Raw genomic sequence first — 23,709 nt, forward strand, 5'->3', positions numbered from 1 at the left:
CGCGAATGTTGAATCAATTCACTTTAGACGAATTGAAGCCTGTCGCCCCGCAGGCCCCTCCATCCTCTCACTGCCCCCCACAGCCGCCATGACTTCGACCAAGACCTTTGCCTCCCACGCCGACCTGGAAGAAAAGAAGGTCAGCTTTGTGCAACTCTCCGAGCATGCTTGGGCCTACACCGCCGAGGGCGACCCCAACACGGGTGTGATCATTGGCGATGACGCGGTGATGGTCATCGACACCCAAGCCACCCCGGCCATGGCCCAAGACGTGGTGCGCCGCATCCGCGAAGTCACCGACAAGCCCATCAAGTACGTGCTGATGTCGCACTACCACGCGGTGCGCGTGCTGGGCGCTGAGGGCTACCGCGCCGAAGGGCTGGAACACATCATCGCCAGCCAAGACACGCGCGACCTCATTGTCGAGCGCGGCGAGCAGGACAAAGCCAGCGAGATCGGCCGCTTTCCGCGCCTGTTCCAGAACGTCGAGTCCGTGCCTCCGGGCCTGACCTGGCCCACCATGACCTTCAGCGGCAAGATGACCCTGTGGCTGGGCACGCTGGAGGTGCAACTGCTGCAGTTGGGCCGCGGCCACACCAAGGGCGACACCGTGGCCTGGCTGCCCCAAGAAAAGGTGCTGTTCTCGGGCGACTTGGTGGAGTTTGACGCCACCCCCTACGCCGGCGACGCCTACTTCCAAGACTGGCCGCAAACCCTGGCCAATATCGCCGCGCTGCAGCCTGAAAAGCTGGTGCCCGGCCGCGGAGCGGCGCTCAGCGGCGCCGCCCAGGTCAAAGCCGGGCTGGACGGCACACAGGCGTTTGTGAGCGAGCTGTTCGCCAGCGTCAAGGCGGGTGCTGCCCAGGGCAAGCCCCTGCGCGCTGTCTACGAGGAAACCTTTGCCCGCCTGCAGCCCCACTACGGCCACTGGGTCATCTTCAACCACTGCATGCCTTTTGACGTGACCCGTGCTTACGACGAGGCGCAGGGCATTGCTGACCCGCGCATCTGGACGGCCCAGCGCGACATCGAGATGTGGCAGGCCCTGGAAGGGTGATGTCAAAACGAGGCCGCTACCGCGCTGGCCTCGGTGTCTGAACGCCTTCACAAGAGGCATTTTTGGAGATTCCCATGAGCATTCAACGCATCCACCATGTGGCCTACCGCTGCAAGGACGCCAAGGCCACCGTCGAGTGGTATGTCAAGCATTTGGGCATGGACTTCGTCCTCGCCATTGCCGAGAACCAAGTGCCCTCCACCAAGGCGCCGGACCCGTACATGCATGTCTTCTTGGATGCGGGGCAGGGCAATGTCCTGGCCTTTTTTGAGCTGCCCACCCAGCCTGAGATGGGGCGTGACGAGAACACCCCGGCCTGGGTGCAGCACATCGCCTTCAAGGTCGACAGCGTGCAAAAGCTCGAAGAGATCAAGGCGCGCCTGGAGGCTTCGGGCATCGAGGTCATTGGCCTGACCGACCACACCATCTTCAAGAGCATCTACTTCTTCGACCCCAACGGCCACCGCCTAGAGCTGGCCGCCGATGTGGGCACGCCCGAGATGTACGCCAAGCTGGATGCCTGCAAGTGGGACATGCTCAACGAGTGGGCCCAAACCAAGCAAGCCCCCAAACACGCGGCCTGGATGCACGACAAAGAATTCAACCAAGGCGCTACAGCCTGACCTGAGCCCAGAGGCCAGCCCATGCTCAAGACCTATTCCTACGCTGAGTTTCCTTACCGCCAAAGCGAGGCTCAGCGCTTAGGCCAAACCCCCCGCTACCCGCTGGTGGTGATTGGAGGCGGCCCGGTGGGCCTGAGCCTGGCGCTGGACGCCGCCCGTCGCGGTGTGGCGGTGCAACTGCTGGACGACAACTACACCGTCAGCATCGGCTCGCGGGCCGTCTGCTATGCCAAGCGCCCGCTGGAGATCTGGCGCCGCTTAGGCGTTGATGCGCCTTTGCTGGCGCGCGGCGTGCGCTGGCAGATTGGCAAGGTGTTTTATGGCGAGAGCCTGGCTTACCAGTTCGACCTTCTGCCCGAGCAGCATCATCAGATGCCTGCCATGGTCAACCTGCAGCAGTACTACCTGGAAGAGACCTTGGTGGCGGCTTGCGAGGCGGACAAGCACGTCACCCTGAACTGGAAGCACAAGGTAGTGGGCTTGGAGCAAGTGGACGGAGACGACCCGCATGTGCGCCTCAGCGTGGAAACCCCGGACGGCCGCTTTGAGATGCTGGCCGACTGGGTGGTGGCCTGTGACGGTGCCAACAGCGACACCCGCCGCATGCTGGGGGCCGACTTTTCCGGCCAGGTCTTCAACGACCGCTTCTTGATCGCCGATGTGGTGATGGACCCCAGCACCCAGCCCGTCAACGAGGCCTCCGGTGCACAGCGCCTCAGCTCAGAGCCTGAGCGCTGGTTCTGGTTCGACCCACCGTTTCACCGGGGCCAATCGGTGCTGCTGCACAAGCAAGCTGACAAGGTCTGGCGCATCGACTTCCAGCTCGGCCGTGACGCCGACCCGGTCGAAGAGAAAAAGCCCGAGAACGTGCTGCCGCGCATCAAGGCCATGCTGGGTGAGAACGTGGACTTTGAGCTGGAGTGGGTGTCTGTCTACCAGTTCGCCTGCCGCCGCATGGACCAATTCCGCCATGGCCGGGTGCTGTTTGCGGGCGACGCTGCGCACCAGGTCTCGCCCTTTGGCGCACGTGGCGCCAACTCGGGCGTACAGGACAGCGACAACCTGGCCTGGAAGCTACAGCTGGTCTTGAGTGGCAAGGCCAACGAAGCGCTGCTGGACAGCTATCACCACGAGCGCTCGTTGGCGGCCGATGACAACATCGCCAACTCCACTCGCTCGACCGACTTCATCACCCCCAAGAGCCGCGCCTCGCTGCGCTTGCGCAATGCGGTGCTGGAGTTGGCGCGCACCGAGCCCTTCGCGCGGCCCATGGTCAACAGCGGTCGGCTCTCGCTGCCCACGCCTTATGGGGACAGCCCCCTCAACACGCCCGACACCGACGCCTTTGCAGGCCTGATGCGCCCCGGCACGGTCTGCGCCGATGCACCCTTGGTACGCGACGGCCACGCCACTTGGCTGCTGGACGTGCTGGGGGAGGGCGACTCACCCTTTGCCTTGCTGGTGTTCGGTGAGGTGCCCGCCCCATTGAGCTTTGACCTGCCCGTGCGCCTGCTGCGCGTGGGCCAGGAGGTGCAAGACGCAGCAGGCGTGCTCGCGGCCCGCTATGACGCCCAACCCGGCACCGTCTACCTGATCCGCCCTGACCAGCATGTGGCCGCCCGCTGGCGCCGGTTTGATGCCGCAGCGGTCCAGGCCGCTCTGCAACGGGCCTCCGGTGGCCCACAAGGAGCCCATTGATGACCGCGACCCTGAACCGCCACCCCAACATCCCGCAGGTCGACGGCTTTTACGAAAGCCTCATCCATGCCCAACGCGGCATGAGCGATGATCAGGCCGACCTCTTTCTCGCCAAGCTGGTGCTGATCCTGGCCAATCAGGTCGGGGACCGTGCCGTGCTGGACGAGGCCATTGCCCTGGCTCGCACCAACACCCTGGGTGTTTGAGCCCCTCACCATCCCACAAGGAGTTCCATATGACTGTTTCTCGCCGCTCTAGCCTGGGCGCCGCGCTGCTGGCGCTGTGCGCGTCCACCGCCTTTGCCTACCCTGACAAGCCCGTCGAATGGGTGGTGCCCTACCCGGCGGGCGGTGGCTCTGATGTGGTGGCCCGCACCGTCGCCGAGCAGATGAGCAAGAGCCTGGGCCAAACGGTCATCGTCAACAACAAGCCGGGTGCGGGCACCAATATCGGCGCCGACTACGTGGCCAAGGCCAAGGCCGACGGCCATGTGATGTTGACCGCCGACACCGGCACCCTGGCCGCCAACCCTTGGCTGTTCAGCAAGCTGAGCTACAACGCCGAGAAGGACTTGGCCCCCGTCGGCCTGATCGCCCGCTTCCCGCTGCTCTTGGTGGTGAACCCCCAAAACGTGCCGGCCAAGACCTGGAAAGAGTTCCGCCTGTGGGCTGGCAACCAGGCGAACCTGAACTACGCCTCGCCCGGCACCGGCAGCCCCCACCATCTGGCCATGGCACTGTTGCGTGAGAAGACCGGCATGGCTGCCGGCCATGTGCCCTACCGGGGTGCTGCCCCCGCTGTGCAAGACGTGATTGGCGGCCAAGTGCCCTTCATGTTCCTGGACACCGCCGCCGCCTATCCGCACATTCTCTCGGGCAAGCTGCGCGCCATTGGCGTGGCCAGCCCGGCGCGCATCAAAACCTTTGCCGACATTCCCACCCTGGACGAGCAAGGCCTGAAGGGCTTTGAAGCCTATGCCTGGCAAGGTTTGGTCGTGCCCACCGGCACGCCGGCGCCGGTGGTGGCCCAGCTCAACAAGGCCTTGCAAGACGCACTGACCCAAACCGCCGTGAAGGCGCGCTTTCAAGTGCTGGGCTTGGAGAGCCTGGGCGGCACCCCCGAACAGATGAAGGCCTACTGGCAGCGCGAGCATGCCAAGTGGGGCGAGGTCATCAAGGCCGCCAACATCAAGCTGGACTGAACTGCACAAGCCTTGCCATGATCGACCACACGCACGACACCTCCGCCACCGCTTGGGTGGCTTCGGCCAACACCGGCCACACCGACTTCCCCCTGCAAAACCTGCCCTATGGCCGCTTCAAACGCGCAGGCAGCCAGCAAGACTGGCGCATCGGGGTGGCCATTGGTGACCAGATCCTCGACTTGAAGGCGGCCGCTCAACTCGGCCGTTGGCCCACCGACATCCAGGCCTTGTTGCACCCCTTGGCCCAGGGCGACCTGAACCGCTTCATGGCCCAAGGCCCGGCCGCCCGCAAGGCCCTGCGCGCCGCCCTGTTTGACGCTCTGCGCGACCCTGCCCAAACCGGGTCTGCGAATGCCCGCGCCCTGCAAGCCGCTGCCGCCCAGGTGCTGCTGCCGCAAGACCAGGCCGAGATGAGCCTGCCCTGCCAGATCGGTGACTACACCGACTTCTACACCGGCATCCACCATGCCACCACGGTGGGCAAGCTCTTCCGCCCCGACAACCCCTTGCTGCCCAACTACAAGTGGGTGCCCATCGGCTACCACGGCCGGGTGTCCTCCATTGGGGTCAGTGGCCAAAGCTTCCGTCGCCCGCAAGGCCAGTTCAAAGCGCCGGATGCGGAGGTGCCCAGCTTTGGCCCTTGCAAGCGCTTGGACTATGAGCTGGAAGTCGGCGTGTTTGTCGGCGCCGGTAACGCCCTGGGTGAGCCGATGAGCATGGACCAAGCCGAGGCCGACTGGTTTGGCATCGTGCTGCTCAACGACTGGTCGGCCCGCGACGTGCAAGCCTGGGAGTACCAGCCGCTCGGCCCCTTCTTGGCCAAAAACTTTGCGACCACCATTTCTCCGTGGATCGTCACCCAAGAAGCCCTGGAACCCTTCCGCACGGCGTTTGAGCACCCGCCCACCGACCCGCAGCCGCTGCCGTATTTGGACAGCCCTGCCAACCGGGCCCAAGGCGGGCTGAACATCGAGCTGGAAGTGCATCTGCAAACCAGCGCCATGCGCGCAGCGGGCCAGCCGGCCCACCGCCTGATGCAAAGCAACTTTGCCGATGCCTACTGGACGGTGGCCCAGATGCTGGCCCACCACAGCAGCAACGGCTGCAACCTGCAGCCCGGTGACCTGCTGGGCTCCGGCACCCAAAGCGGCCCCCGCCCCGAGCAAGGCGGCTCGCTGCTGGAGCTGACCCAAGGCGGCAAGCAAGCCCTGACCCTGCCCAATGGCGAAACCCGCGTCTTCTTGCAAGACGGCGACAGCATCACCCTGCACGGCCGCTGCCAGCGCGAGGGCGCGGTGGCGATTGGGTTTGGGGCGTGTGTGGGGACGGTGCGGGGCTGACGCCTGAGCCCGCGTGACGCCGCGGCGCCACGCGGGCTCAGGCTGGCAGCAAGCTGCCCAAGCCTGAGGGCAGCGTGGCGCAGACGCAGCGGTTGCGGCCGAGGGCTTTGGCTGCATAGAGCGACTCGTCGGCTCTTTGCTGCAGGTCCAGCATCTCCAGCCGGGTTCGGGGGCTACCGACGGCCAAGCCGATGCTGACGGAGGCCTTCATCTGCAAGGCGCCGTGTTCGATGTACGCATCGCACACTGCAGCCCGCAGTTGCTCGCCCATGTCTGCGGCCTGGCGTGTGTCCGCCCACAGGGCGACCAGGCAGAACTCCTCGCCGCCCCAACGCACCAGCACGTCTTGGCCGGGGCGGGTGCAGGCCAACAGGCGCTGCGCCACCGCCCGCAGGCAGACATCGCCGGCCGCGTGGCCGTGGGTGTCGTTGAGCCGTTTGAAGTGGTCGATGTCCACCATGTAGAGCGCCACTTGCAGCCCCTCTTGTTGGCTTCTGGCGAGCTCGGTGTCAATGCACTCTTCAAGGTAGCGGCGGTTGAACAGGCCCGTCAGGGCGTCCGTGCGGCTGAGCTTGGCCAATGAGTGATTGAGCTGCTTGAGCTCGTCCGTGCGTTCGGCGACTTTGGTTTCGAGTTCGGCCTTCCACTGCACGTGCTGGGCCAGCATGTCGCGCTGGGTTTGCTCGCGCAGCTTGCGCTCGGCTTCCATGCGCGCCGCTAGGACGATGGAGAACAGCAGCATCTCCAAGGCGGAGCTGATTTGCGGCGCATGGTCTATCCAGCGGCTGGCGGGCAACCAGCCCAATTTGCTGGCCGCCAGCAAGCAACCGGCTAGGACCACCACCGAGAAGGTCATCAGGAACATGCGGGCGGTGGCAACCTGTTGAACCGCCAGCCGAGCGGCCAGGAACATCACGCCGAGCATGCAGATCACCGCGCCGCCAATGGCCATCAGGATGGCCAGCTTGTAGGGCAAGACCAAGGCCCCCAGGGCCAGCGTGAGTTGAAGGGCCACCAGCACACGGCTCATGCGCCAACCCCAGCGCGAGTGCGCCTGCAGTTGCACCAGCGAGCTCATGAAGAGCACGCCGCAGAGGGTGGCCAAGGACAGCAGCATGGGCAAGGCGGTGAGGTTCCAACTCGGGGCGTTGGGCCACAGCCATTGGTAACTCATGCCGCCAATGGTGAGCACGAAGCCCGCAAAGGTCAGCATCCAGCCGATGTACCAAAGGTAGACGATGTCACGCAGGGCGATCAGCAAGTAGGCGTTGTAGGCCAGCATGGCCAAGACCACACCGACATACACCCCATGGGCAATCAGGCGGGATTGCTCTTCGTCCTCAAACACGGCACGGTCGTGCATGGTGATGGGGAATTGCATGGAGGTCTTGGTTTCCACCCGCACCAGCCACTCTGTGCTCTCCCCGGAAGAGAGATTGAGCGGCAGCACAAAGTTGCGGTGGCGGATGAGGCGTTGGCTGAAGGGGCGCTCAGCGCCCAACTCCAGCGGCGCCAGCGTGTGGTCCCGCAGATGCTCGGTCTGATAGATGCGCAGGCTGCCCAGCACGGGGTAGCCGATCTCCAGCAGCCCTTCTTGAGGAAAGGCGGCCAGCGAGGTCACCCGAATGCGAAACCACACCGCGGCTTGGGTGTAGCCCAAGGAGAGGTTTCTGCTGCCATTGCTGCGCCACGCAGATTCAGGCAGCGCTTGGACCTGCGCTGCGCTTTGTTGCAGGCTGTCGTCAACGTGGTAGGCCAGCTCCACGTCATAGAAATTGGCCAGCGCCACACTGGGCCACAGCAGGCCCATGCACAGTACGCAGCTGAGTTGTCGCCAAAGCCTGAACGCCCGGGCGCAAAAGGCCTGTGCAGCGCGGTGGAGTGCGGGTGAGTGGCGGGGGCGGGCAAGCTTGGGCACTCCAGCATGCTAGGGAGGCGCTGCCCGCGTGAAGCCGCAAATTGACTGGCCTTGGCCGCTCAGTTCAGGGGTTCAACGCCGCTGCTCAGCCACCAAACAAGCGCTTGAACCATGCCGCAATGCGGCTCAAGATCCCACCGCCTTCGGAGGGCGCTGCTGTGGGGGCGGTTTCGCTGGCCACAGGCGGCGGGCCGTACTTCTCAAGAAGCGCCTCGGTGAACTTGCCGAAGAACTCGCCGGCCATTTTTTGCGCTGCCATGTCGATCAAGCGCGAGCCGATTTGCGCGATCTTGCCGCCCACGCTGGCGTTGGCTGTGTAGCTCAGCAGGGTTTCATAGGGCCCCACGCCTTGCAGGCTGACACGGGCGCTGCCCTTGCCGTGGCCGGCCGCGCCGCCTTGGCCCTCGAAGTGGATGGTGTAGGCATTGGGGGCGTCAATCTCGTCGAGCCTGAGCTTGCCTTTGAACTTGGCTTTGACCGGGCCGATGGCGGCCATCACCACCACATCGTAGTGGTTGGGCTCGGTCAGGGTGATGCTCTCGCAGCCGGGGATGGCGGCTTGCAGCATGGCGGTGTCGTTCAGGGCGTCCCAGGCCTTGTCTTGCGAGACAGGCAGGGTTTGTTGGCTGGTCATCTCCATGGGAGGCTCGCTTTCTTCAAAGGGGTGATCGGGTGGGGCCACCGGCCAAGAGCTGGCCCAAGTGGCTGAGGCTGGCCAGGTTGTGGGCGGCCAGCAGTTGGCTGACATGGGGCAGCAAGGCGCGCGCGCCAGCGGCCTTGGGCTCAAAGCCCTCGTAGCGCAGCAAGGGGTTGAGCCAGATCAGGCGGCGGCAGCTTTTGGCCAGGCGCTCGGCTTCGTGGCTGAGCGCGTCGCTGTCGCCATGGGCCAAGCCATCGGTGATTAGCAGCACGGTGGCCTTGCCGCCCAACACGCGCCGCGCCCAGTGGCGGTTGAACTGGTGCAGGCAATCGGCCAAGCGGGTGCCGCCCGACCAATCGGCCACGGCGGCGGCCACCTGGGCCACGGCCTGATCGGGGTCGCGCTGGCGCAGCGCCCGGCTGATGGGGGTGAGCCGCGTGCCAAACACAAAGCTGTGCACAGGTGTGTCAGCTTGGGACAGTGCATGGCAAAAGTGCAGCAGCATGCGCGAGTAGCTGGCCATGGAGCCGGAGATGTCGGCCAGCACCACCAAGGGAGGCGTCTCACGGCGCTGGCGCCGGCGCAGCGGCTGCCACAGCTCGCCGCCTTGGCGGCCCATGCGCTGCAGGCTGCTGCGCCAGTCGGGCCGACCAATGGCGGCACGCTCAAAGCGGCGTGTCAGCACGGGCTTGAACTGCAGAGGCAGGGTGCGCAGCAGGCGCTTGGCCTCGGCCCATTCCTCGGGCGTCATGGTCTCAAAATCTTTGTGCCGCAGCACCTCTTGCTCGTTCCAGGTCAGGCTGGCTTGCACGTCCAGCTCGTCGGGCGGCGGCTGGGGTGACTCGGTCTGGGGGGCATGCGGAAACAGCGCGGCCGCCAAGCGGCGGTTCTCCGGGATCTTCAGCGGGGTTTTCTCTTGCAATTGCACCCGGGGCAAGAGCAGGGCGCGCATGCGGCCTTCCAGGTCGGGGTCTTTCCAGAACAGGGCAAAGGCTTGGTTGAACAGCACCCGGTGCTCGGCCTTGGAGAGCATGCAGGCTTGCAGCGCCGCATGAAAATCTGCCCGGCTCTCAAGACCGCTGTGCAGCAGGGCTTGCAAGGCCATTTGCACCCGGTCTGTGCCCACCGGCATGCCTGCGCTGCGCAGCACGCGCGCAAAGTGCAAGACATTGTGGGCCAGGTGCCCTGGCAGGCTGTCGGGGTGAGGGGCGGCCAGCATGGCGTGCCCTTCAACCCATGAAGCCGGCGGCACGCAAGGTGTCACGCACCTCATTGAGCAGCTTGCTGGCTTCGGAGCCGCTGACCTTGGCGATGTCGTCTTGGTACTTCAGCAGCACGCCCAGGGTTTGGCTGATCAACTCTGGGTCCAGCACCACCGCATCCAAGGCCAGCAGGGCTCGGCTCCATTCAATGGTTTCGGCCACACCCGGCAGCTTGTAGAGGTCCAACTGGCGCAGGCGGTGGATGAAGGCCACGATCTCGCGGGCCAGGGCTTTGGGCGCGTCGGGCACGCGGCGCTCCAAAATGGCCAGCTCGCGCTGCAGCGTGGGGAAGTCCACCCAGTGGTAGAGGCAGCGGCGCTTGACGGCGTCGTGGATCTCGCGGGTGCGGTTGCTGGTCAGCACCACAACCGGCGGCGCGGGCGCGCGGATGGTGCCCAGCTCGGGGATGGTGATCTGAAAGTCCGACAGCACTTCCAGCAAGAAGGCCTCAAAGGGCTCATCGGCGCGGTCTAGCTCGTCGATCAGCAGCACCGGCGGCACCGGCTGGCTGGGGTCGATGGCCTGCAGCAGCGCGCGCTTGATCAGGTAGCGCTCAGAGAACAAATCGGCGTCGCTGGCTCCCTCGCTGAGCTTGATGGCCATCATCTGCCGCGCATAGTTCCACTCGTAGGCGGCGCCGGCCATGTCCAGGCCTTCGTAGCACTGCAGGCGGATCAGCGGGCGGCCCAGCATCTGGGCCAGCACCTTGGCAATCTCGGTCTTGCCGGTGCCGGGCTCGCCTTCCAAGAACAGCGGGCGCTGCAGCTTGAGCGCCAAGAACACCGTGGCCGCCAGCTCGCGGCTGGGCACATAGTCCAGGGCTTCCAAGCGGCTTTGGGTGTCGTCAATGCTGAGGGGGAATGCGGTCATGAGCAAGGCAGGAAGAGCAGCGCCGCAGAGGCTGCGGCGCTGTGGGGGCGACGACGTGCCCGGCTTCAGCTGGCAGCGACGGCGCGGCCGGCCAGCACGGGGATCAGCGCCGCACGGTACTCGGCCGAGCCGTGCAGGTCGCTGCTCAAGTCGTCCGCCGAGACCTTCAGGCCTTGCACGGCAGACGCGCTCCAGTTGGCGGCCAAGGCTTGCTCCAGCGCGGTGGCGCGGAACACGCAAGCCCCAGCACCTGTGACGGCCACCCGCACCCCTTGCGGCCCTTGGCTCACAAACACGCCCACGATGGAGAAGCGCGAGGCCGGCTGCACGAACTTCTGCCACGCCGCCCGGGTAGGCACGGGGAAGCTCACCGCAGTGATCAGCTCGCCCTCGCCCAAGGCGGTCTCGTACAGGCCTTTGAAGAAATCATCGGCTGCGATCTGACGCGTGTTGGTGTGGATGGTGGCGCCCAAACCCAAGGCCGCTGCCGGGTAGCAGGCGGCCGGGTCGTTGTTGGCCAGGCTGCCACCGATGGTGCCGCGGTTGCGCACTTGGCGGTCGCCGATCTTGCCGGCCAAGTCGGCCAGCGCCGGGATGGCGGCGGCCACGTCTTTGGAGGCGGCCACTTCGGCATGGGTGGTCATGGCACCGATCTTGACCACGCCGCCCGAGACGGTGATGCCCTTGAGCTCGGCAATGCCGCTGAGGCTGACCAGGCTTTCCGGGGCGGCCAGGCCCAGCTTCATGGAGGCCAGCAGCGACTGGCCCCCGGCGACGATCTTGGCCTCTGAGGCGGCTGCAGCGCGCGAGGCATCGGCCACGCTTGAAGGGGTGTGATAAGCAAATGTTTGCATGGTGATTACTCCTTAAATGGGCCCCTAGGGCCGGGCCCCGCCCAGCCCGCCCCCCGAGGGGGGCAAAAAACTTGGGGCGGCCCGGCGTTTTTTGGGTGGATTCAACGCTGGGCCTGCAAGGTCTGCCACACGGTGTGGGGTGTGGCTGGCATGGGCATGTCTTTGACGCCCAAGGCATGGCAGATGGCGTTGATCACCGCCGGGGGAGAGCCGATGGCACCGGCCTCGCCGCAGCCCTTGACCCCCAGGGGGTTGTGGGTGCAAGGCGTGCCCTTGGCCGTCTCGACTTGGAAGTGGCAGAAGTCGTCGGCGCGCGGCATGGCGTAGTCCATATAGCTGCCGGTGAGCAACTGGCCGGAGTCTTCGTCATAGATGCCGTGCTCCAGCAAGGCCTGGCCAATGCCTTGGGCCACGCCGCCGTGCACCTGGCCTTCGACGATCATGGGGTTGACCACATTGCCGAAGTCGTCCACCGCCGTGAAGCGGTCGACCCGCACCGCACCCGTCAGCGGGTCCACCTCGACCTCGCAGATGTAGGTGCCGGCAGGGTAGGTGAAATTGGTCGGGTCGTAGAAGGCGTTCTCGTTCAGGCCCGGCTCCAGCTTGTCATGCGGGAAGTTGTGCGGCACATAGGCGGTGAGCGAGACGGCCGCAAAGGGCACGGACTTGTCGGTCCCGGCCACCTTGAACACACCGTTCTCGAACTCCACATCGCCATCGGCGGCTTCCATCAGGTGGGCGGCGATTTTCTTGCCCTTGGCAATCACTTTGTCCAGCGCCTTGATCATGGCGGTGCCCGCCACCGAGAGCGAGCGCGAGCCATAGGTGCCCATGCCGAACAGCACCTTGCCGGTGTCGCCGTGCTCAATGGTCACGTCTTCCAGCGGGATGCCCAGCTTGTCGGCCACCACCTGCGCGAACACGGTTTCATGGCCTTGGCCATGGCTGTGCGCACCGGTGAAGATGGTCACCTTGCCGGTGGGGTGTACGCGCACCTCGCCCGCATCAAACAAGCCCGCCCGCGCTCCCAAGGCGCCGGCCACCGAGGACGGCGCAATGCCGCAGGCCTCGATGTAGGCCGAGTAGCCCAAGCCCCGCTTGAGGCCCTTGGCCGCGCTGGCCGCTTTGCGGGCCTCGAAACCCGCCACATCGGCCAGCTCAATGGCCCGGGTCATGGTGGCGTTGTAGTCGCCCGTGTCGTAGGTCAGGCCGACTGGTGTGGCATAGGGGAAGCTGGTGATGAAGTTGCGACGGCGCAGCTCGGCCGGGTCGATCTTCATCTCGTGCGCCGCCGTCTCGACAATGCGCTCCAGCAAGTAGGTGGCCTCAGGCCGGCCCGCGCCGCGGTAGGCATCCACCGGCGCGGTGTTGGTGAACACGGCGGTCACTTCGCACCAAATTTTGGGCGTTTTGTACTGGCCAGCCAGCAGCGTGGCGTGCAAGATGGTGGGGATGCTGGACGCAAACGTGGACAGGTAAGCGCCCATATTCGCCGTGGTGGTGGCCCGCAGCGCCAGGAAGTTGCCGTCTTTGTCGAGGGCCAATTCAGCCAGCGAGTCATGGTCGCGGCCATGGGCGTCGGACAAGAAGGCCTCGCTGCGGTCGGCCGTCCACTTGATCGGGCGGTTGATTTGCTTGCTGGCCCACACCAGAGCGGTTTCTTCGCCGTACAAGAAGATCTTGGAGCCAAAACCGCCGCCCACATCGGGGGCCACCACGCGCATCTTGTGCTCGGGGATGCCCAGCACAAAGGCGCACATCAGCAGGCGCTCCACGTGCGGGTTTTGGTTGCTCACATACAGGGTGTAGTTGTCGTCGGCGCGGCTGTAGCTGGCGTTGGCGCAGCGCGGCTCCATGGCATTGGGCACCAGGCGGTTGTTCTTGAACTTCAGCGTGGTGATGTGGGCGGCGCTCTTGAAGGCGGCGTCCACGCCGTCCTTGTCGCCGATGCCCCAGTGGTAGCACTGGTTGTTGGGCGCTTCGTCATGCACGCTCGCCGCAATGCTGGTGGCCCGGCCCGTGCCGATCACCGGCGTCAGCTCTTCATAGTCCACCTCGATCAGCTCGGCCGCCGCCTTGGCTTGGTCCAGCGTCTCGGCCACCACCAAGGCCACGCGGTCGCCCACATAGCGCACCTTGCCATCGGCCAGCACCGGGTGCTTGGGCTCCTTCATGGGCGTGCCGTCCAGGCTGTTGATCAACCAGCCGCAGGGCAGGCCACCCACGGCCTTGAAGTGCTCGCCGGTGAACACGCCCAGCACGCCGGGTGCGGCGGCCGCAGCCGCAGTGTTGACCGACTTCAGACGCGCATGGGCATAAGGGCTGCGCAAAAAGTAGCCATACGTTTGGCCGGGCAGATTGATGTCGTCGGTGTACTGGCCTTTGCCGGTCAAGAAGCGGCCGTCTTCACGGCGGACCACCGACTTGCCGATGAAACCTTGGGGTGCGTTCATGTCGAATCCTCAAAAAAATGCCGGGCCGTCCCAAGTTTTTTTGCTCCCCCTCGGGGGGGCGAGACGGGCGTCGCCCGGATCTTGGGGGTTGAGTTAGGCCATCTTGGCCGCGCCTTGGCGCACGGCTTTGACAATGTTCTGGTAGCCGGTGCAGCGGCAGAGGTTGCCTTCCAGGCCCTCGCGCACCGCGGCGTCGCTGTCGCAGCGGTGGTGTTTCACCAGGTCCACCGCGCTCATCACCATGCCCGGTGTGCAGAAGCCGCATTGCAAGCCATGGCATTGGTTAAAGGCCTCTTGCATGGGGTGCAGCGTGCCGTCAGCCGCGGCCAAGCCTTCGATGGTGGTCACCTCGGCGCCTTGGGCTTGAACGGCCAGCATATTGCAGCTCTTCACTGCACGGCCGTTAAGGTGGACGGTGCAAGCGCCGCACTGAGCGGTGTCGCAGCCCACATGGGTGCCCGTCAATTGCAGGGTCTCGCGGATGAATTGCACCAACAGCGTTTGCGGTGCGACGTCTTTGGTCACTTCGCGGCCGTTGACCTTGAGCGTGATCGTGGTCATGGGTTGTCTCCTGAGTGCGTTGACGGCAAGCCCAAGCGGGAAGGTGGCTTGACGTTGCGGGGGCCATCCTAGGCACGCGACGCGCACTTGGCTTGATGACGGAAACGCCTATGAACGCGTTTGCAAATCAGATAAGCAAAGCATTGCATAAGGGGTTTCCAAGACCCCGAAATGCCGCAGGGACGCCGTGGGGTTCAGGTCTTCCCGCAAGCGCTGGCGCGGCGCGTCCCGCCACAATGCCTCCCATGGACAACGTTGATCTACAAGTGCTGCGCCAAGTGGTGGCGTGGCGGGCGGCAGGCGCTGGGGTGGTGCTGGGCACCATCACGCGCACCTGGGGCTCGGCACCGCGCCCGGTGGGCTCGGTGGTGGCGGTGCGCGACGATGGGCAGATTGCCGGCTCTGTCTCGGGCGGCTGCATTGAAGACGATCTGATTGCGCGCATGCGCGAGCAAGCCCTGGCGGCCGACGTGCCCAAGGTGGTGCGCTACGGGGTCAGTGGCGACGAAGCGGCCCGCTTTGGCCTGCCCTGCGGCGGCACGCTGGAGCTGGTGCTGGAGCCCATCCAAGCCAACAGCCAGATCGAACTGCTGCTGGAGCGGCTGAGCCAAGGCCAGCGCGTGCGCCGCGAGCTGACGCTGGCCACCGGTGCCGTTACCCTGGCTGAGGCCACCGGCGCCGACGCGGTGTTGCTGAATGAGACAACGCTCATCTCCACCCACGGCCCCGACTGGCGCTTGGTGGTGGTGGGCGCGGGGCAAATGACCCTGTACCTGGCTCAAATGGCCCAGGCCTTGGACTATCAGGTCATCATCATCGACCCGCGCGAGGAGTACGCGGTCGAGCTGCCCGGCGTGGTGCACCGCCGCGATATGCCCGACGACGCCGTGCTGGCCCTCAAACCAGATGCCCACACCGCGATCATCGCCCTGACCCACGACCCCAAGCTCGACGACTTGGCCCTGATGGAAGCGCTGCGCACACCCGCCTTCTACGTGGGCGCGATTGGCTCACGCCTCAACCAAAGCAAGCGCAAACAGCGCCTCGCCGAACACTTCGGCCTGAGCGAGACCGAACTGGCCCGCCTCTACGGCCCAGTGGGCATCAAAAACGGTGCCCGCACCCCGCCCGAAATCGCCGTTTCCATCTTGGCCGAGCTGACGGCGGTGCGTTACGGCTGGCGCATCCCCGAGCCGGTGTTTGAAGGCGGCGGCCCGGCACTGTCTGCGCCGGGCTGTGTGGCCTAGCGCACCACATCCCCCAGCACCACCCCTTCACGCCGCGGGTCGGCGCCGCCGTCCAGCACCCGGTTGCCTGCGCTGTCTTTGCGCCGCACGATGGTGGAGACGCCACTGGAGAGTGCGGCCGTGCTGACGGTGTGGCCCAGGCTGCGCAGGCCGCTGACCAGCGGGTCGTTGGCGCTGCCGTTGGCCAGGTCCACATTCGGATGTTCGCCGCCGACATTGGTGGTGGGGCTGTTGGCCGCGCCAAAGTTGATCATTGATGTGGCTTGCTGCGCGTTCAGGCCCCAGTCCAACACGCCCACCAAAGTCTTGGTGGTGTATTGGATGATGGTGGAGCCGCCGGGGGAGCCGGTGGCCATCACCCAGTCGCCCTTGCTGCCGTCGGCCTGGGCCTCGAACACCAGGGTGGGGGCCATGGAGCTGCGCGGGCGCTTGCCGGGCTGCAGGCGGTTGGCGATGGGCACGCCTTGGGCGTCTGCTGGTGCGGCTGAAAAATCAGTGAGCTGGTTGTTCAGTAAGAAGCCTCCCTTGGTCATGTGGAAGGAGCCAAAGCCACTCTCGATGGTGGTGGTCATGCTCACCACATTGCCCTGTCGGTCCACCACGCTGAGGTGGGTGGTGCCGTTGTCGCGGGCGGGTGGGTGCACGCCGCCGGCTGCGCCCGGGAAGGTGCCGGGCTGGGCCGTGCCCATGCTGCGCGAGAGGCTGATCAGCGAGGCGCGTTGGCGCAGATAGGTTTTGTCCAGCATGGCCGCCGGCGAGCCGCCGGGCAGGGGCACGAAGTCGGCGTCGGCCACGTACTTGTCGCGGTCGGCATAGGCCAGGCGCAGGGCTTCAGAGACCAGGTGGACGCCCGTCACTGCGGGCTTGCCACCGTTGTCGTCCAGCGCGCTGGGTGGGAAGGCCGCGAGGTTGTAGGTCTCCAAAATGCCCAAGGCTTGGGCCACGGCCAAGCCGCCGGAAGAGGGCGGCGGCATGCCGCACACCACTTTGCTGCGGTAGGTGATGCACACGGCTTCGCGCTTCTTGGCCTGGTAGGCGGAGAGGTCAGCCAGCGTGGTCAGGCCTGGGGTGATGCCGCCGGTGGTGTCGGCAATTTCATCCACGATGTCTTGCGCCAGCGCGCCGCTGTAAAAGGCCGCCGCGCCTTGCGTGGCCAAGGTGTTGAAGGTGGTCGCCAAGGCGGGCGATTTGAGCAGCGTGCCGGCGGGCCAGGCCCGGCCGTTAGCGTCCAAGAAATAGCCCCGGGCTTCGGGGTCGCGCTGCAAGCTGGCCTCGACGCTGGCGATGGAGCTGGCCATGCGCGGGCTGACCTTGAAGCCATTGGTGGCAATGCTGATGGCCGGGTTGAAGAGGTCCTTCCAGGGCAGCACACCCGCGTCTTTGTGGGCCAACTCCAGCATGCGCATCACACCGGGCGTGCCAATGGAGCGGCCTGAGGACCGGGCGTTGGGCAGGGGCGTGGTGGGGTTGCTATCGCTGACCCAGCGCAGGTAGTTCTCTGTGGCGGCGGCGGGGGCCGTTTCGCGGCCGTCATAGGCCACCACGCTTTTCTGGGCGGCGTTGTAATGCAGCATGAAGGCGCCACCGCCAATGCCCGAGGATTGGGGCTCCACGATGTTCAGCACCATCTGCGTGGCAATGGCGGCATCCACCGCGCTGCCACCGGCCTTGAGCACATCACAACCCGCCTTGGTGGCCAGCGGGTTGGCGGCCACGACCATGAAGCTGCGCGCGCTCACGTTCTTTTTGCTGGCAAAACCGGTGGGGATTTCGGGGGCCCCGCCTTCACCGGGGTTGCCGGGGTTGTAGACGGCGCCGGCGTCGCTCACTTGCAAGCAGGCGTTTTCTTCCACCGCATCGGGGTCGGAGGACGCACAGGCCGACAAGGCCAAGGCTGAGGCGAGTGCGAGCAGGCGATAGGCGGTGGGGGCTGCACCGGGCAGGCGCGAGGATGAATGTGGGGAAATGGACACGACGGGAGTTCCTGAAGGTTTGTTATAGGGTGTCTACACGGTAGCCCTCTGTGCCAGTGATGCACACCGGGTTTTCGCTAGGGCAGCGGCTGCCCAGGGGGCCGCCGACTCCGCTGCGTGGAGTGTCACGTTCTGGCGCAGTCACCAGAGGTCTGAGCGGGGTTTGTGCCATCTGGCCTGCGGTGCCGTGTAGCGGTCTGATAGAGGCAATTTGGGGCTCATGCAGCCTCGCGCCCAGGACTTTGTCTTCTAGGAAATCCATGTCTCAACGTCCTCTCTTTTCTCCCCACGCGCTGGCGGTGGCTTGCGCGCTGGCTTGCTCGTCGGGGGCGTTCGCGCAGAGCAGCGCGGCTGCCCCCAGCGAAGAGGTGGTCGTCACCGGCTCGCTGACGCAGCAACGCGTGCAAGACGCGCCTTTTGCCATCACCGTAGTCGACCGCGACGCCCTGCGCCGCGCCGGCCCCATGGTCAACCTCAGCGAGGCCATGAGCCAAGTGCCGGGCGTGGTGGTCAACAACCGGGGCAACTACGCGCAAGACCTGCAGATCAGCTCACGCGGCTTTGGCGCCCGTGCCGCCTTTGGCGTGCGCAGCATGCGCCTGGTGGCCGATGGCATTCCGGCCTCGGGCCCCGACGGCCAAGGCCAGGTCGCGCATTTCGACTTAGCCGGGGCGCAGCGCATAGAGGTGCTGCGCGGGCCGTTTTCGGTGCTGTACGGCAATAGTTCCGGCGGGGTGATTGCCTTGGTGGCGGCCCCCGTCAAGACCAGCGAGGTCGAGGTCGGCGTGGATGCCGCAAGCTTTGGCCTGCGCCAAGTGCGTGGCTCGGTGGGTTTGGCGCTGGGCCAAGGCTTTGATGCGCGGCTGAGTGCCAGCCATATGGAGGTCGAGGGCTACAGGCCGCACAGTGCGGCGCAGCGCGACCTGGGCCAAGCCCGCTTGGGCTGGCAAAACGACACCGACCGCGTGGTGGTGCAAGTGGGCGCTTATGACCAACCCGCCGACGACCCCCTGGGCCTGACCCGCGCTGACTTCAACAGCAACCCCTACCAAACGGCGGCGCAAGCCACCCAGTTCAACACCCGCAAGGCCGCGCGCCAAACCCAGGCCGGGGCAAGCTGGCGCCACCTCTTTGGCGCAGACGCTCTAGGCGGCCTGCTGCGCGAAAGCCAAGTGGCGCTCTACAGCGGAGACCGCAGCGTGACGCAGTGGCAGGCTATTCCCGCAGCCACCCAAGCCAATCCGCGCCACGGCGGTGGTGTGGTCGACTTTGACCGCGCTTACAGCGGTGTCGATGCCCGCTTGCGTTGGGGTTTTGGGCCGGTCGAGCTGGTGACGGGCCTGGCCCAAGAACGCCAGCAAGACGACCGGCGGGGTTACGAAAACTTCACCGGCACCGGGGCCAGCCAAGTGCTGGGGGTGACAGGCAAGCTGCGGCGCGACGAGCAAAACACCGCCACCAGCCGCGATGTCTACACCCAAGCTGAGTGGACGCTCAACCCCGACTGGGTGGCCAGCGCCGGTGTGCGCAGCGGCAAGGTCAGCCTGCGCGCCCGGGACGCTTATCTCAGCAATGGCGACGACTCTGGCGACCTGAGCTTCAGCTACACCAATCCGGTGGCGGGCCTGCGCTGGCAGGCTCTCAAAGAGGGCAGCCGCAGCCTGCACCTGCACGCCAGCGCCGCGCGTGGCTTTGAGGCGCCGACCCTGGGCGAGCTGGCCTACAAGCCCGATGCCTCGGCAGGCTTCAACACCGCGCTCAAACCCCAAGTCAGCCGCCAGTTGGAGCTGGGGCTGAAGTACCGCGAGCCCGCCTTTGCCGTGGATGCCGCAGTCTTTGACACCCGCGTCTCGGATGAGCTGGCCACGCTGAGCAACAGCGGTGGCCGCTCCACCTTCCAAAACGTGGGTGCTACCCAGCGCCGTGGCCTGGAGTTGGCCGGCCGCTGGGAGCCCGCACGTGGCTGGCGCACCCAAGCCGCACTGACTTGGCTGGACGCCACCTATCGCGACGCCTTCAAAGCCTGCGCCGGCACGCCCTGCACCACGCCCACGGTGGATGTGCCCGCCGGCAACCGCATTGCCGGCACGCAAGCCCGCAGCGCTTGGGCCGAGCTGGCTTGGCGCGACAGCGCCTGGGGCGAGTTTGCCCTGGAGGCGCGCGGCGTGGGCCGCGTGGCGGTGAACGACAGCAACAGCGACTTTGCCGCAGGCTATGGCCTGGCGGCCTTGCGCTGGAGTCAGCAGTGGTCATTGGGCCAAGCCCAGCGCCTGGAATTGACCGCGCGCATCGACAACTTGGCGGATCGGGTCTACGCTGGCAGCGTCATCGTGGGCGACGGCAACGGCCGCTACTTCGAGGCCGGAGCCCCTCGCACGGTGTGGGTGGGTGTACGTTGGGTCCATGGGCTCTGAGCCGCAAAGGGGCAGATGTGAAAGCCTTGCAAGTCCTTCCATTCGCAGCCGCCTTGGCGGTCTTGCTGGCGCTGCCGGCCCCGTCGGCGGCGGCCACGCCTGCCAAGACTGCTGCTGCAGCCGTCCCGGCCGATGAGTTCGAGGGTGACCCCTATCGCTCGCTGCCCTGGTCAGACATGCGCAAAGAGTTTTTGGGCGGCGGCAAGGCGGTGTTTGACTCGCGCGTGCAGGTTCAAGGCCCGGCTTTTGCAGAAGACCCGATGAACGTGCCCATCAGCGTCAAGGTCGACCCGGCCTTAGGCCCTGTGCAGCGCATGGTGCTGCTGGTGGACCGTAACCCCATTCGCAAGGTTTTGGAGTACCAGCCCGTCACCGCCTTGCCCGCCATCGCCTTTCGATTCAAGCTGGAGCAGGCGTCGCCCGTGAGGGCGGCCGTGCAGACCCAAGACGGCCTGTGGCATGTGGGCGGCACCTGGGTGGACAGCGCCGGCGGCGGCTGCACCGTCAGCGGCGCCACGCGCAAAGACGGCTCGTGGACCCAAACACTCGGCGAGGTCAGCGGCCGCTTGTTCACCGCAGCGCCCGGCAACGCCGAGGCCAGCTTTTCGCGCTTGCGTGTGCGCGTCATGCACCCGCAAGACACCGGCCTCGTCGGTGGCATTCCGGCCTTCTATGTGAACAAGCTCTCCGTGCGCGATGGCAAAGAGCGCGAACTCGCCCGCTTGCTGAGCTTTGAGCCCGTCAGCGAGAACCCGGTGTTCTCTTTCGACTTTGCCACGCCGCCCGAAGGCGGTGTGTTTGTGGTGGGCAGTGACAACAACGGCAATCGCATTGCCAGCAAGGTGGAGTGAGCAAAATGCGCGTGTTCGCTCCTTTGGCCCTGGCAACTGCCTTGGGCATCGGCGGGCTGTGGCCGGCTGCTGCGGTGGCGCAGGCTGCCCCACAAGTCGATGTGGACCGCCTGGACTACGGCCTCAAGGCCCGCGCCTTGGCCCCAGGCGTCTGGGTGGTGGAGGGCGCCAATGCCGACTTCACCGTGGCCAACGGCTGCAACATCATCAACACCGGCTTCATTGCCACGGGCAAGGGCGTGGTGGTCATCAACACCGGGGTCAGCAAGCGCCAAGGCGAGCAATTGCGCGCCCTGATTGCCCGCACCACGTCCGAGCCGGTCATCAAGGTGTTGCAGCTCAACCTGCACCCGGACTATTTTTTGGGCCACCAGGGCTTTGCCGATGTGCCACGCTTGGCCACGCCCGCCACCCGCGCCGGTGTGGCCCGCGAGGCCAGCGCCTACGAAGACAACCTGTATCGCCTGTGCGGCGACTGGATGAAGGACACCAAGACCTTGCCGCCCACGGTGGACTTGGAGGTGCCTTCGGGCGGGCAAGCCCGCTCCTGGAAGGTCGGCGAGCGCGAGTTTGAATTGCGCGAGTGGACAGGCCACACCGACTCTGACGTGGTGCTGATCGACAAGCAAAGCGGCGTCGCCTTTGTGGGTGGCTTGGTGTTCTCGCAGCGCATTCCCACCACGCCGCATGCCAAGGTCGGCCCTTGGCTAGAGAGCCTCAAGGCCTTGGAAGCCTTGGGCCTGCGCACTGTGGTGCCCAGCCACGGCCCGGTGCACCAGGGCTCAGAAGGCATTGCTCAAACCCGACGTTATTTGCAGTGGCTGGACGGCCACTTCAAGAAGGCGGCCGAGCAAGGCCTGGAGATGAACGAGCTGCTGCGCTCTCCAGTGCCCGAAGAGTTCAAAGGCTGGGCTGCTTTCAGCACCGAGTACACGCGCAATGTGGCGCACCTTTACCCGGTGTATGAGCGTGAGGTGTTGAAGCGGGGGCGGTAGCCCGTTGAGCGGCTCGTAGGTCTCGACCGTCGCGCGTCACCGTTCGTCCTGAGCTTGTCGAAGGGTCGGGAGACCTGTCAGCCTTGGTGGCCTGTCATGCCCTGTCGCGGGGTAGGCCCCAGGGCTCATGCGAGAGGCGGTCGGCTAAAGCCGACTCCCTTGCGGTGCTCGTGCTGGGCTGGGCGCTGCAGAACTCGCTCCACTCACTGCGTTCGTTACGCTCAATCATCTGCTGCGAGTCAGAGATTGATGCGCGCTGCGCGCGCCCCAGCCCACCCCTGCGCTCCTCAGCGCCTCTCAAATCGCCCTGAGGCCCACCCCGCGCCAGGGCGGGTGGTGGGGTGGTCGAAGGTGCTCCAAGCCACTCGTTCGATGCAGAGGTGGCCATCCTGTGGCGATCTGGCTCAATGTGTCCGTGTTGCCCGTTCTGTTACGCATCATCGTCCTGCAAGCCCAATCGCGCGTATTGCTCGTCTATCTGTCTCAAGGTGAGATGATGAGTAACCCACTTGTTTGGGCCTCTAAGGTACTGCACATACACCACTGGATTACCGGGTGTACTCTTGGAAGTGCTGAAATCAACGTTCTGAATTCCCTCGCAATAGGGCTCGCGTCTCACGATTTCGGCCGCTTTTTGCAAGTACTTGGCGTATTGATGCAGGTCCGGCTTCAAGTAGGTGGTGTCGATTGCGCCCGTCACAATAGAGGCCACTCTCGATCGGTATGCCGGTGCAGATGCGTATGCGTCCGCGATCTCGACCGCATTTAGAACGTATGAGGGGTACGGGCTACTCACCTGCTTGTACGTGACTCCTCGTCCGGCCAACGCCTCCATTACTGCAAGGCGAGTTTCTTCCGGGCAGCGCAGACCGAAGTACACCTCGCGTACTGCACGGAAGTCGTGCTCGTGCAGTCCGGCTGGCGTCGCCACGATGCGAACTTCTTCCTCGTACCTCCAGGGCAGCGATTTCGACCCAAGAAGCTTGTTCAGAACCATGACCGGCGACGTGCCTGTCACAAACTCGCCCATTTCGAACGCCGGAGAGGCGTTGCCGTAGGTCACCTCGATGCGATGAAGATGCATTGGCTCGAAAGACACGAGCCTGTCTAGGTCATATCCGATGCAGTAGCCCTGGTGCGAGCCTCCGTAGTGCGCCCAGATAAGCTCGTTGAGTGGGTTATAGCTCAGAGAGAAGACGCCGGACTTGTCCACGAAGCCGAGCAGTTCCTCAGTGGCAGCGGATACCCCTTCGAACGATTCTCCGACCCTGCCCATCAGACCTGCGGATATTGTCCTCAGCGCGCGGAACTGTGCATCGAGAGGGCTTCGGTCGAAGCGACCTTCGAAAGGGTCGTTTAACGTTTCGCGGGACGCAGCATAGATTTGACTCTCGCGAAGTCCGCGCAAGTCTCTTTCAAATGATGCTCCGCCCCCGCTCCTGTATTTAAATGCGATGCTGCGTTTCATCACGTGTAACGTTGGATTTATTTCTCATCGCTCTGCATGCCCAATTCACAACCCACGGCTACGAAGTCGCCAATTTCGATTTTCAAGTCGGTGATGTTTTCGTATCTGGGCTCTGGACGCCAAGGTGTCCGTTCATGCTCTTTCAAATACGAGAGCAAGCCTTGAAGAGCCTCTTCCTTCAGCTCTTCCGCACTTCGAGCTCTGGATTCGACGTGACGAATGGACGTTGTACCTTCCTCTCGAAAGGCACCCTTGTTGCTGCTCATGCCAGAGAGCACCCA

20 protein-coding genes are annotated in these 23,709 nt (G+C 65.2%); 10 read left to right on the forward strand and 10 right to left on the reverse strand.

Annotated features, from left to right (window positions below):
- Positions 1-88: 88 nt before the first annotated feature.
- The 6 genes from KAK11_RS18080 to fahA all read left to right on the forward strand — a co-directional run bounded on the left by KAK11_RS18080 (position 89) and on the right by fahA (position 5,922).
- Complete coding sequence (locus KAK11_RS18080) at positions 89-1,057, forward strand: MBL fold metallo-hydrolase (RefSeq protein ID WP_210810721.1); 969 nt, start codon at positions 89-91, stop codon at positions 1,055-1,057.
- Between the two features lie 74 nt (positions 1,058-1,131).
- Complete coding sequence (locus tag KAK11_RS18085; RefSeq protein ID WP_210810722.1) at positions 1,132-1,680, forward strand: VOC family protein; 549 nt, start codon at positions 1,132-1,134, stop codon at positions 1,678-1,680.
- Between the two features lie 21 nt (positions 1,681-1,701).
- Positions 1,702-3,378, forward strand: a complete 1,677-nt coding sequence (locus KAK11_RS18090) for an FAD-dependent oxidoreductase (RefSeq protein ID WP_210810723.1) — start codon at positions 1,702-1,704, stop codon at positions 3,376-3,378.
- Positions 3,378-3,584: a DUF2783 domain-containing protein gene (locus KAK11_RS18095; protein ID WP_210810724.1), complete on the forward strand. Its 207-nt coding sequence runs from the start codon at positions 3,378-3,380 to the stop codon at positions 3,582-3,584. The genes KAK11_RS18090 and KAK11_RS18095 overlap by 1 nt, the downstream gene beginning before the upstream one ends.
- A gap of 29 nt (positions 3,585-3,613) precedes the next feature.
- Positions 3,614-4,579, forward strand: a complete 966-nt coding sequence (locus KAK11_RS18100; protein ID WP_210810725.1) for a Bug family tripartite tricarboxylate transporter substrate binding protein — start codon at positions 3,614-3,616, stop codon at positions 4,577-4,579.
- A gap of 17 nt (positions 4,580-4,596) precedes the next feature.
- The gene (gene fahA, locus KAK11_RS18105; RefSeq protein WP_210810726.1) at positions 4,597-5,922 is read left to right on the forward strand and encodes a fumarylacetoacetase; all 1,326 of its coding nucleotides are present in this window, start codon (positions 4,597-4,599) and stop codon (positions 5,920-5,922) included.
- 37 nt (positions 5,923-5,959) lie between these two features.
- Here the strand turns inward: fahA and KAK11_RS18110 are convergent, their stop codons facing one another.
- The 7 genes from KAK11_RS18110 to KAK11_RS18140 all read right to left on the reverse strand — a co-directional run bounded on the left by KAK11_RS18110 (position 5,960) and on the right by KAK11_RS18140 (position 14,480).
- Positions 5,960-7,732: a sensor domain-containing diguanylate cyclase gene (locus tag KAK11_RS18110; protein ID WP_210810727.1), complete on the reverse strand. Its 1,773-nt coding sequence runs from the start codon at positions 7,730-7,732 to the stop codon at positions 5,960-5,962.
- A 193-nt stretch (positions 7,733-7,925) separates the two neighbouring features.
- Entirely contained in the window at positions 7,926-8,480 is a 555-nt protein-coding gene (locus tag KAK11_RS18115; protein WP_210810728.1) for an SRPBCC family protein, read from the reverse strand.
- 16 nt (positions 8,481-8,496) lie between these two features.
- A complete protein-coding gene (locus KAK11_RS18120; protein ID WP_210810729.1) occupies positions 8,497-9,699 on the reverse strand; it encodes a vWA domain-containing protein in 1,203 nt (400 codons plus the stop codon).
- 10 nt (positions 9,700-9,709) lie between these two features.
- Positions 9,710-10,612 (reverse strand): AAA family ATPase, encoded by a 903-nt coding sequence (locus KAK11_RS18125; protein WP_210810731.1) that lies wholly within the window; start codon positions 10,610-10,612, stop codon positions 9,710-9,712.
- A 65-nt stretch (positions 10,613-10,677) separates the two neighbouring features.
- On the reverse strand, positions 10,678-11,466 hold the full coding sequence (locus tag KAK11_RS18130; protein ID WP_210810732.1) for an FAD binding domain-containing protein: 789 nt from the start codon (positions 11,464-11,466) through the stop codon (positions 10,678-10,680).
- Between the two features lie 101 nt (positions 11,467-11,567).
- Positions 11,568-13,919 carry a xanthine dehydrogenase family protein molybdopterin-binding subunit gene (locus KAK11_RS18135; protein WP_210810733.1) on the reverse strand — a complete coding sequence of 784 codons (2,352 nt, stop codon included), beginning with the start codon at positions 13,917-13,919 and terminating at the stop codon, positions 11,568-11,570.
- A 93-nt stretch (positions 13,920-14,012) separates the two neighbouring features.
- The gene (locus tag KAK11_RS18140) at positions 14,013-14,480 is read right to left on the reverse strand and encodes a (2Fe-2S)-binding protein (RefSeq protein ID WP_210810734.1); all 468 of its coding nucleotides are present in this window, start codon (positions 14,478-14,480) and stop codon (positions 14,013-14,015) included.
- 245 nt (positions 14,481-14,725) lie between these two features.
- Between KAK11_RS18140 and KAK11_RS18145 the strand changes: the two genes are divergently transcribed.
- The gene (locus KAK11_RS18145) at positions 14,726-15,727 is read left to right on the forward strand and encodes an XdhC family protein (protein ID WP_210810736.1); all 1,002 of its coding nucleotides are present in this window, start codon (positions 14,726-14,728) and stop codon (positions 15,725-15,727) included.
- Here the strand turns inward: KAK11_RS18145 and ggt are convergent.
- Positions 15,724-17,700, reverse strand: a complete 1,977-nt coding sequence (ggt, locus tag KAK11_RS18150; RefSeq protein ID WP_310737829.1) for a gamma-glutamyltransferase — start codon at positions 17,698-17,700, stop codon at positions 15,724-15,726. The two genes, KAK11_RS18145 and ggt, sit on opposite strands and share 4 nt — an antisense overlap.
- Positions 17,701-17,960: 260 nt before the next feature.
- On the opposite strand from ggt, the gene KAK11_RS18155 reads away from it, so the two are divergent.
- The 3 genes from KAK11_RS18155 to KAK11_RS18165 are packed head-to-tail and all read left to right on the forward strand — an operon-like array spanning position 17,961 to position 21,960.
- A complete protein-coding gene (locus KAK11_RS18155) occupies positions 17,961-20,114 on the forward strand; it encodes a TonB-dependent receptor family protein (protein WP_210810737.1) in 2,154 nt (717 codons plus the stop codon).
- A 26-nt stretch (positions 20,115-20,140) separates the two neighbouring features.
- A complete protein-coding gene (locus KAK11_RS18160) occupies positions 20,141-20,965 on the forward strand; it encodes a quinoprotein dehydrogenase-associated SoxYZ-like carrier (protein ID WP_246499124.1) in 825 nt (274 codons plus the stop codon).
- 5 nt (positions 20,966-20,970) lie between these two features.
- Positions 20,971-21,960: a quinoprotein relay system zinc metallohydrolase 1 gene (locus KAK11_RS18165; RefSeq protein WP_210810740.1), complete on the forward strand. Its 990-nt coding sequence runs from the start codon at positions 20,971-20,973 to the stop codon at positions 21,958-21,960.
- 430 nt (positions 21,961-22,390) lie between these two features.
- Here KAK11_RS18165 and KAK11_RS18170 read toward each other — a convergent pair whose 3' ends face one another.
- Both KAK11_RS18170 and KAK11_RS18175 read right to left on the reverse strand, forming a co-directional pair.
- Entirely contained in the window at positions 22,391-23,428 is a 1,038-nt protein-coding gene (locus tag KAK11_RS18170) for a DUF2971 domain-containing protein (RefSeq protein ID WP_210810742.1), read from the reverse strand.
- A gap of 17 nt (positions 23,429-23,445) precedes the next feature.
- Complete coding sequence (locus tag KAK11_RS18175) at positions 23,446-23,694, reverse strand: hypothetical protein (protein ID WP_210810743.1); 249 nt, start codon at positions 23,692-23,694, stop codon at positions 23,446-23,448.
- Positions 23,695-23,709 lie beyond the last annotated feature (15 nt).

Origin of the sequence: Ideonella paludis, from assembly GCF_018069865.1 — a bacterium.
GTDB lineage: Bacteria > Pseudomonadota > Gammaproteobacteria > Burkholderiales > Burkholderiaceae_C > Ideonella > Ideonella paludis.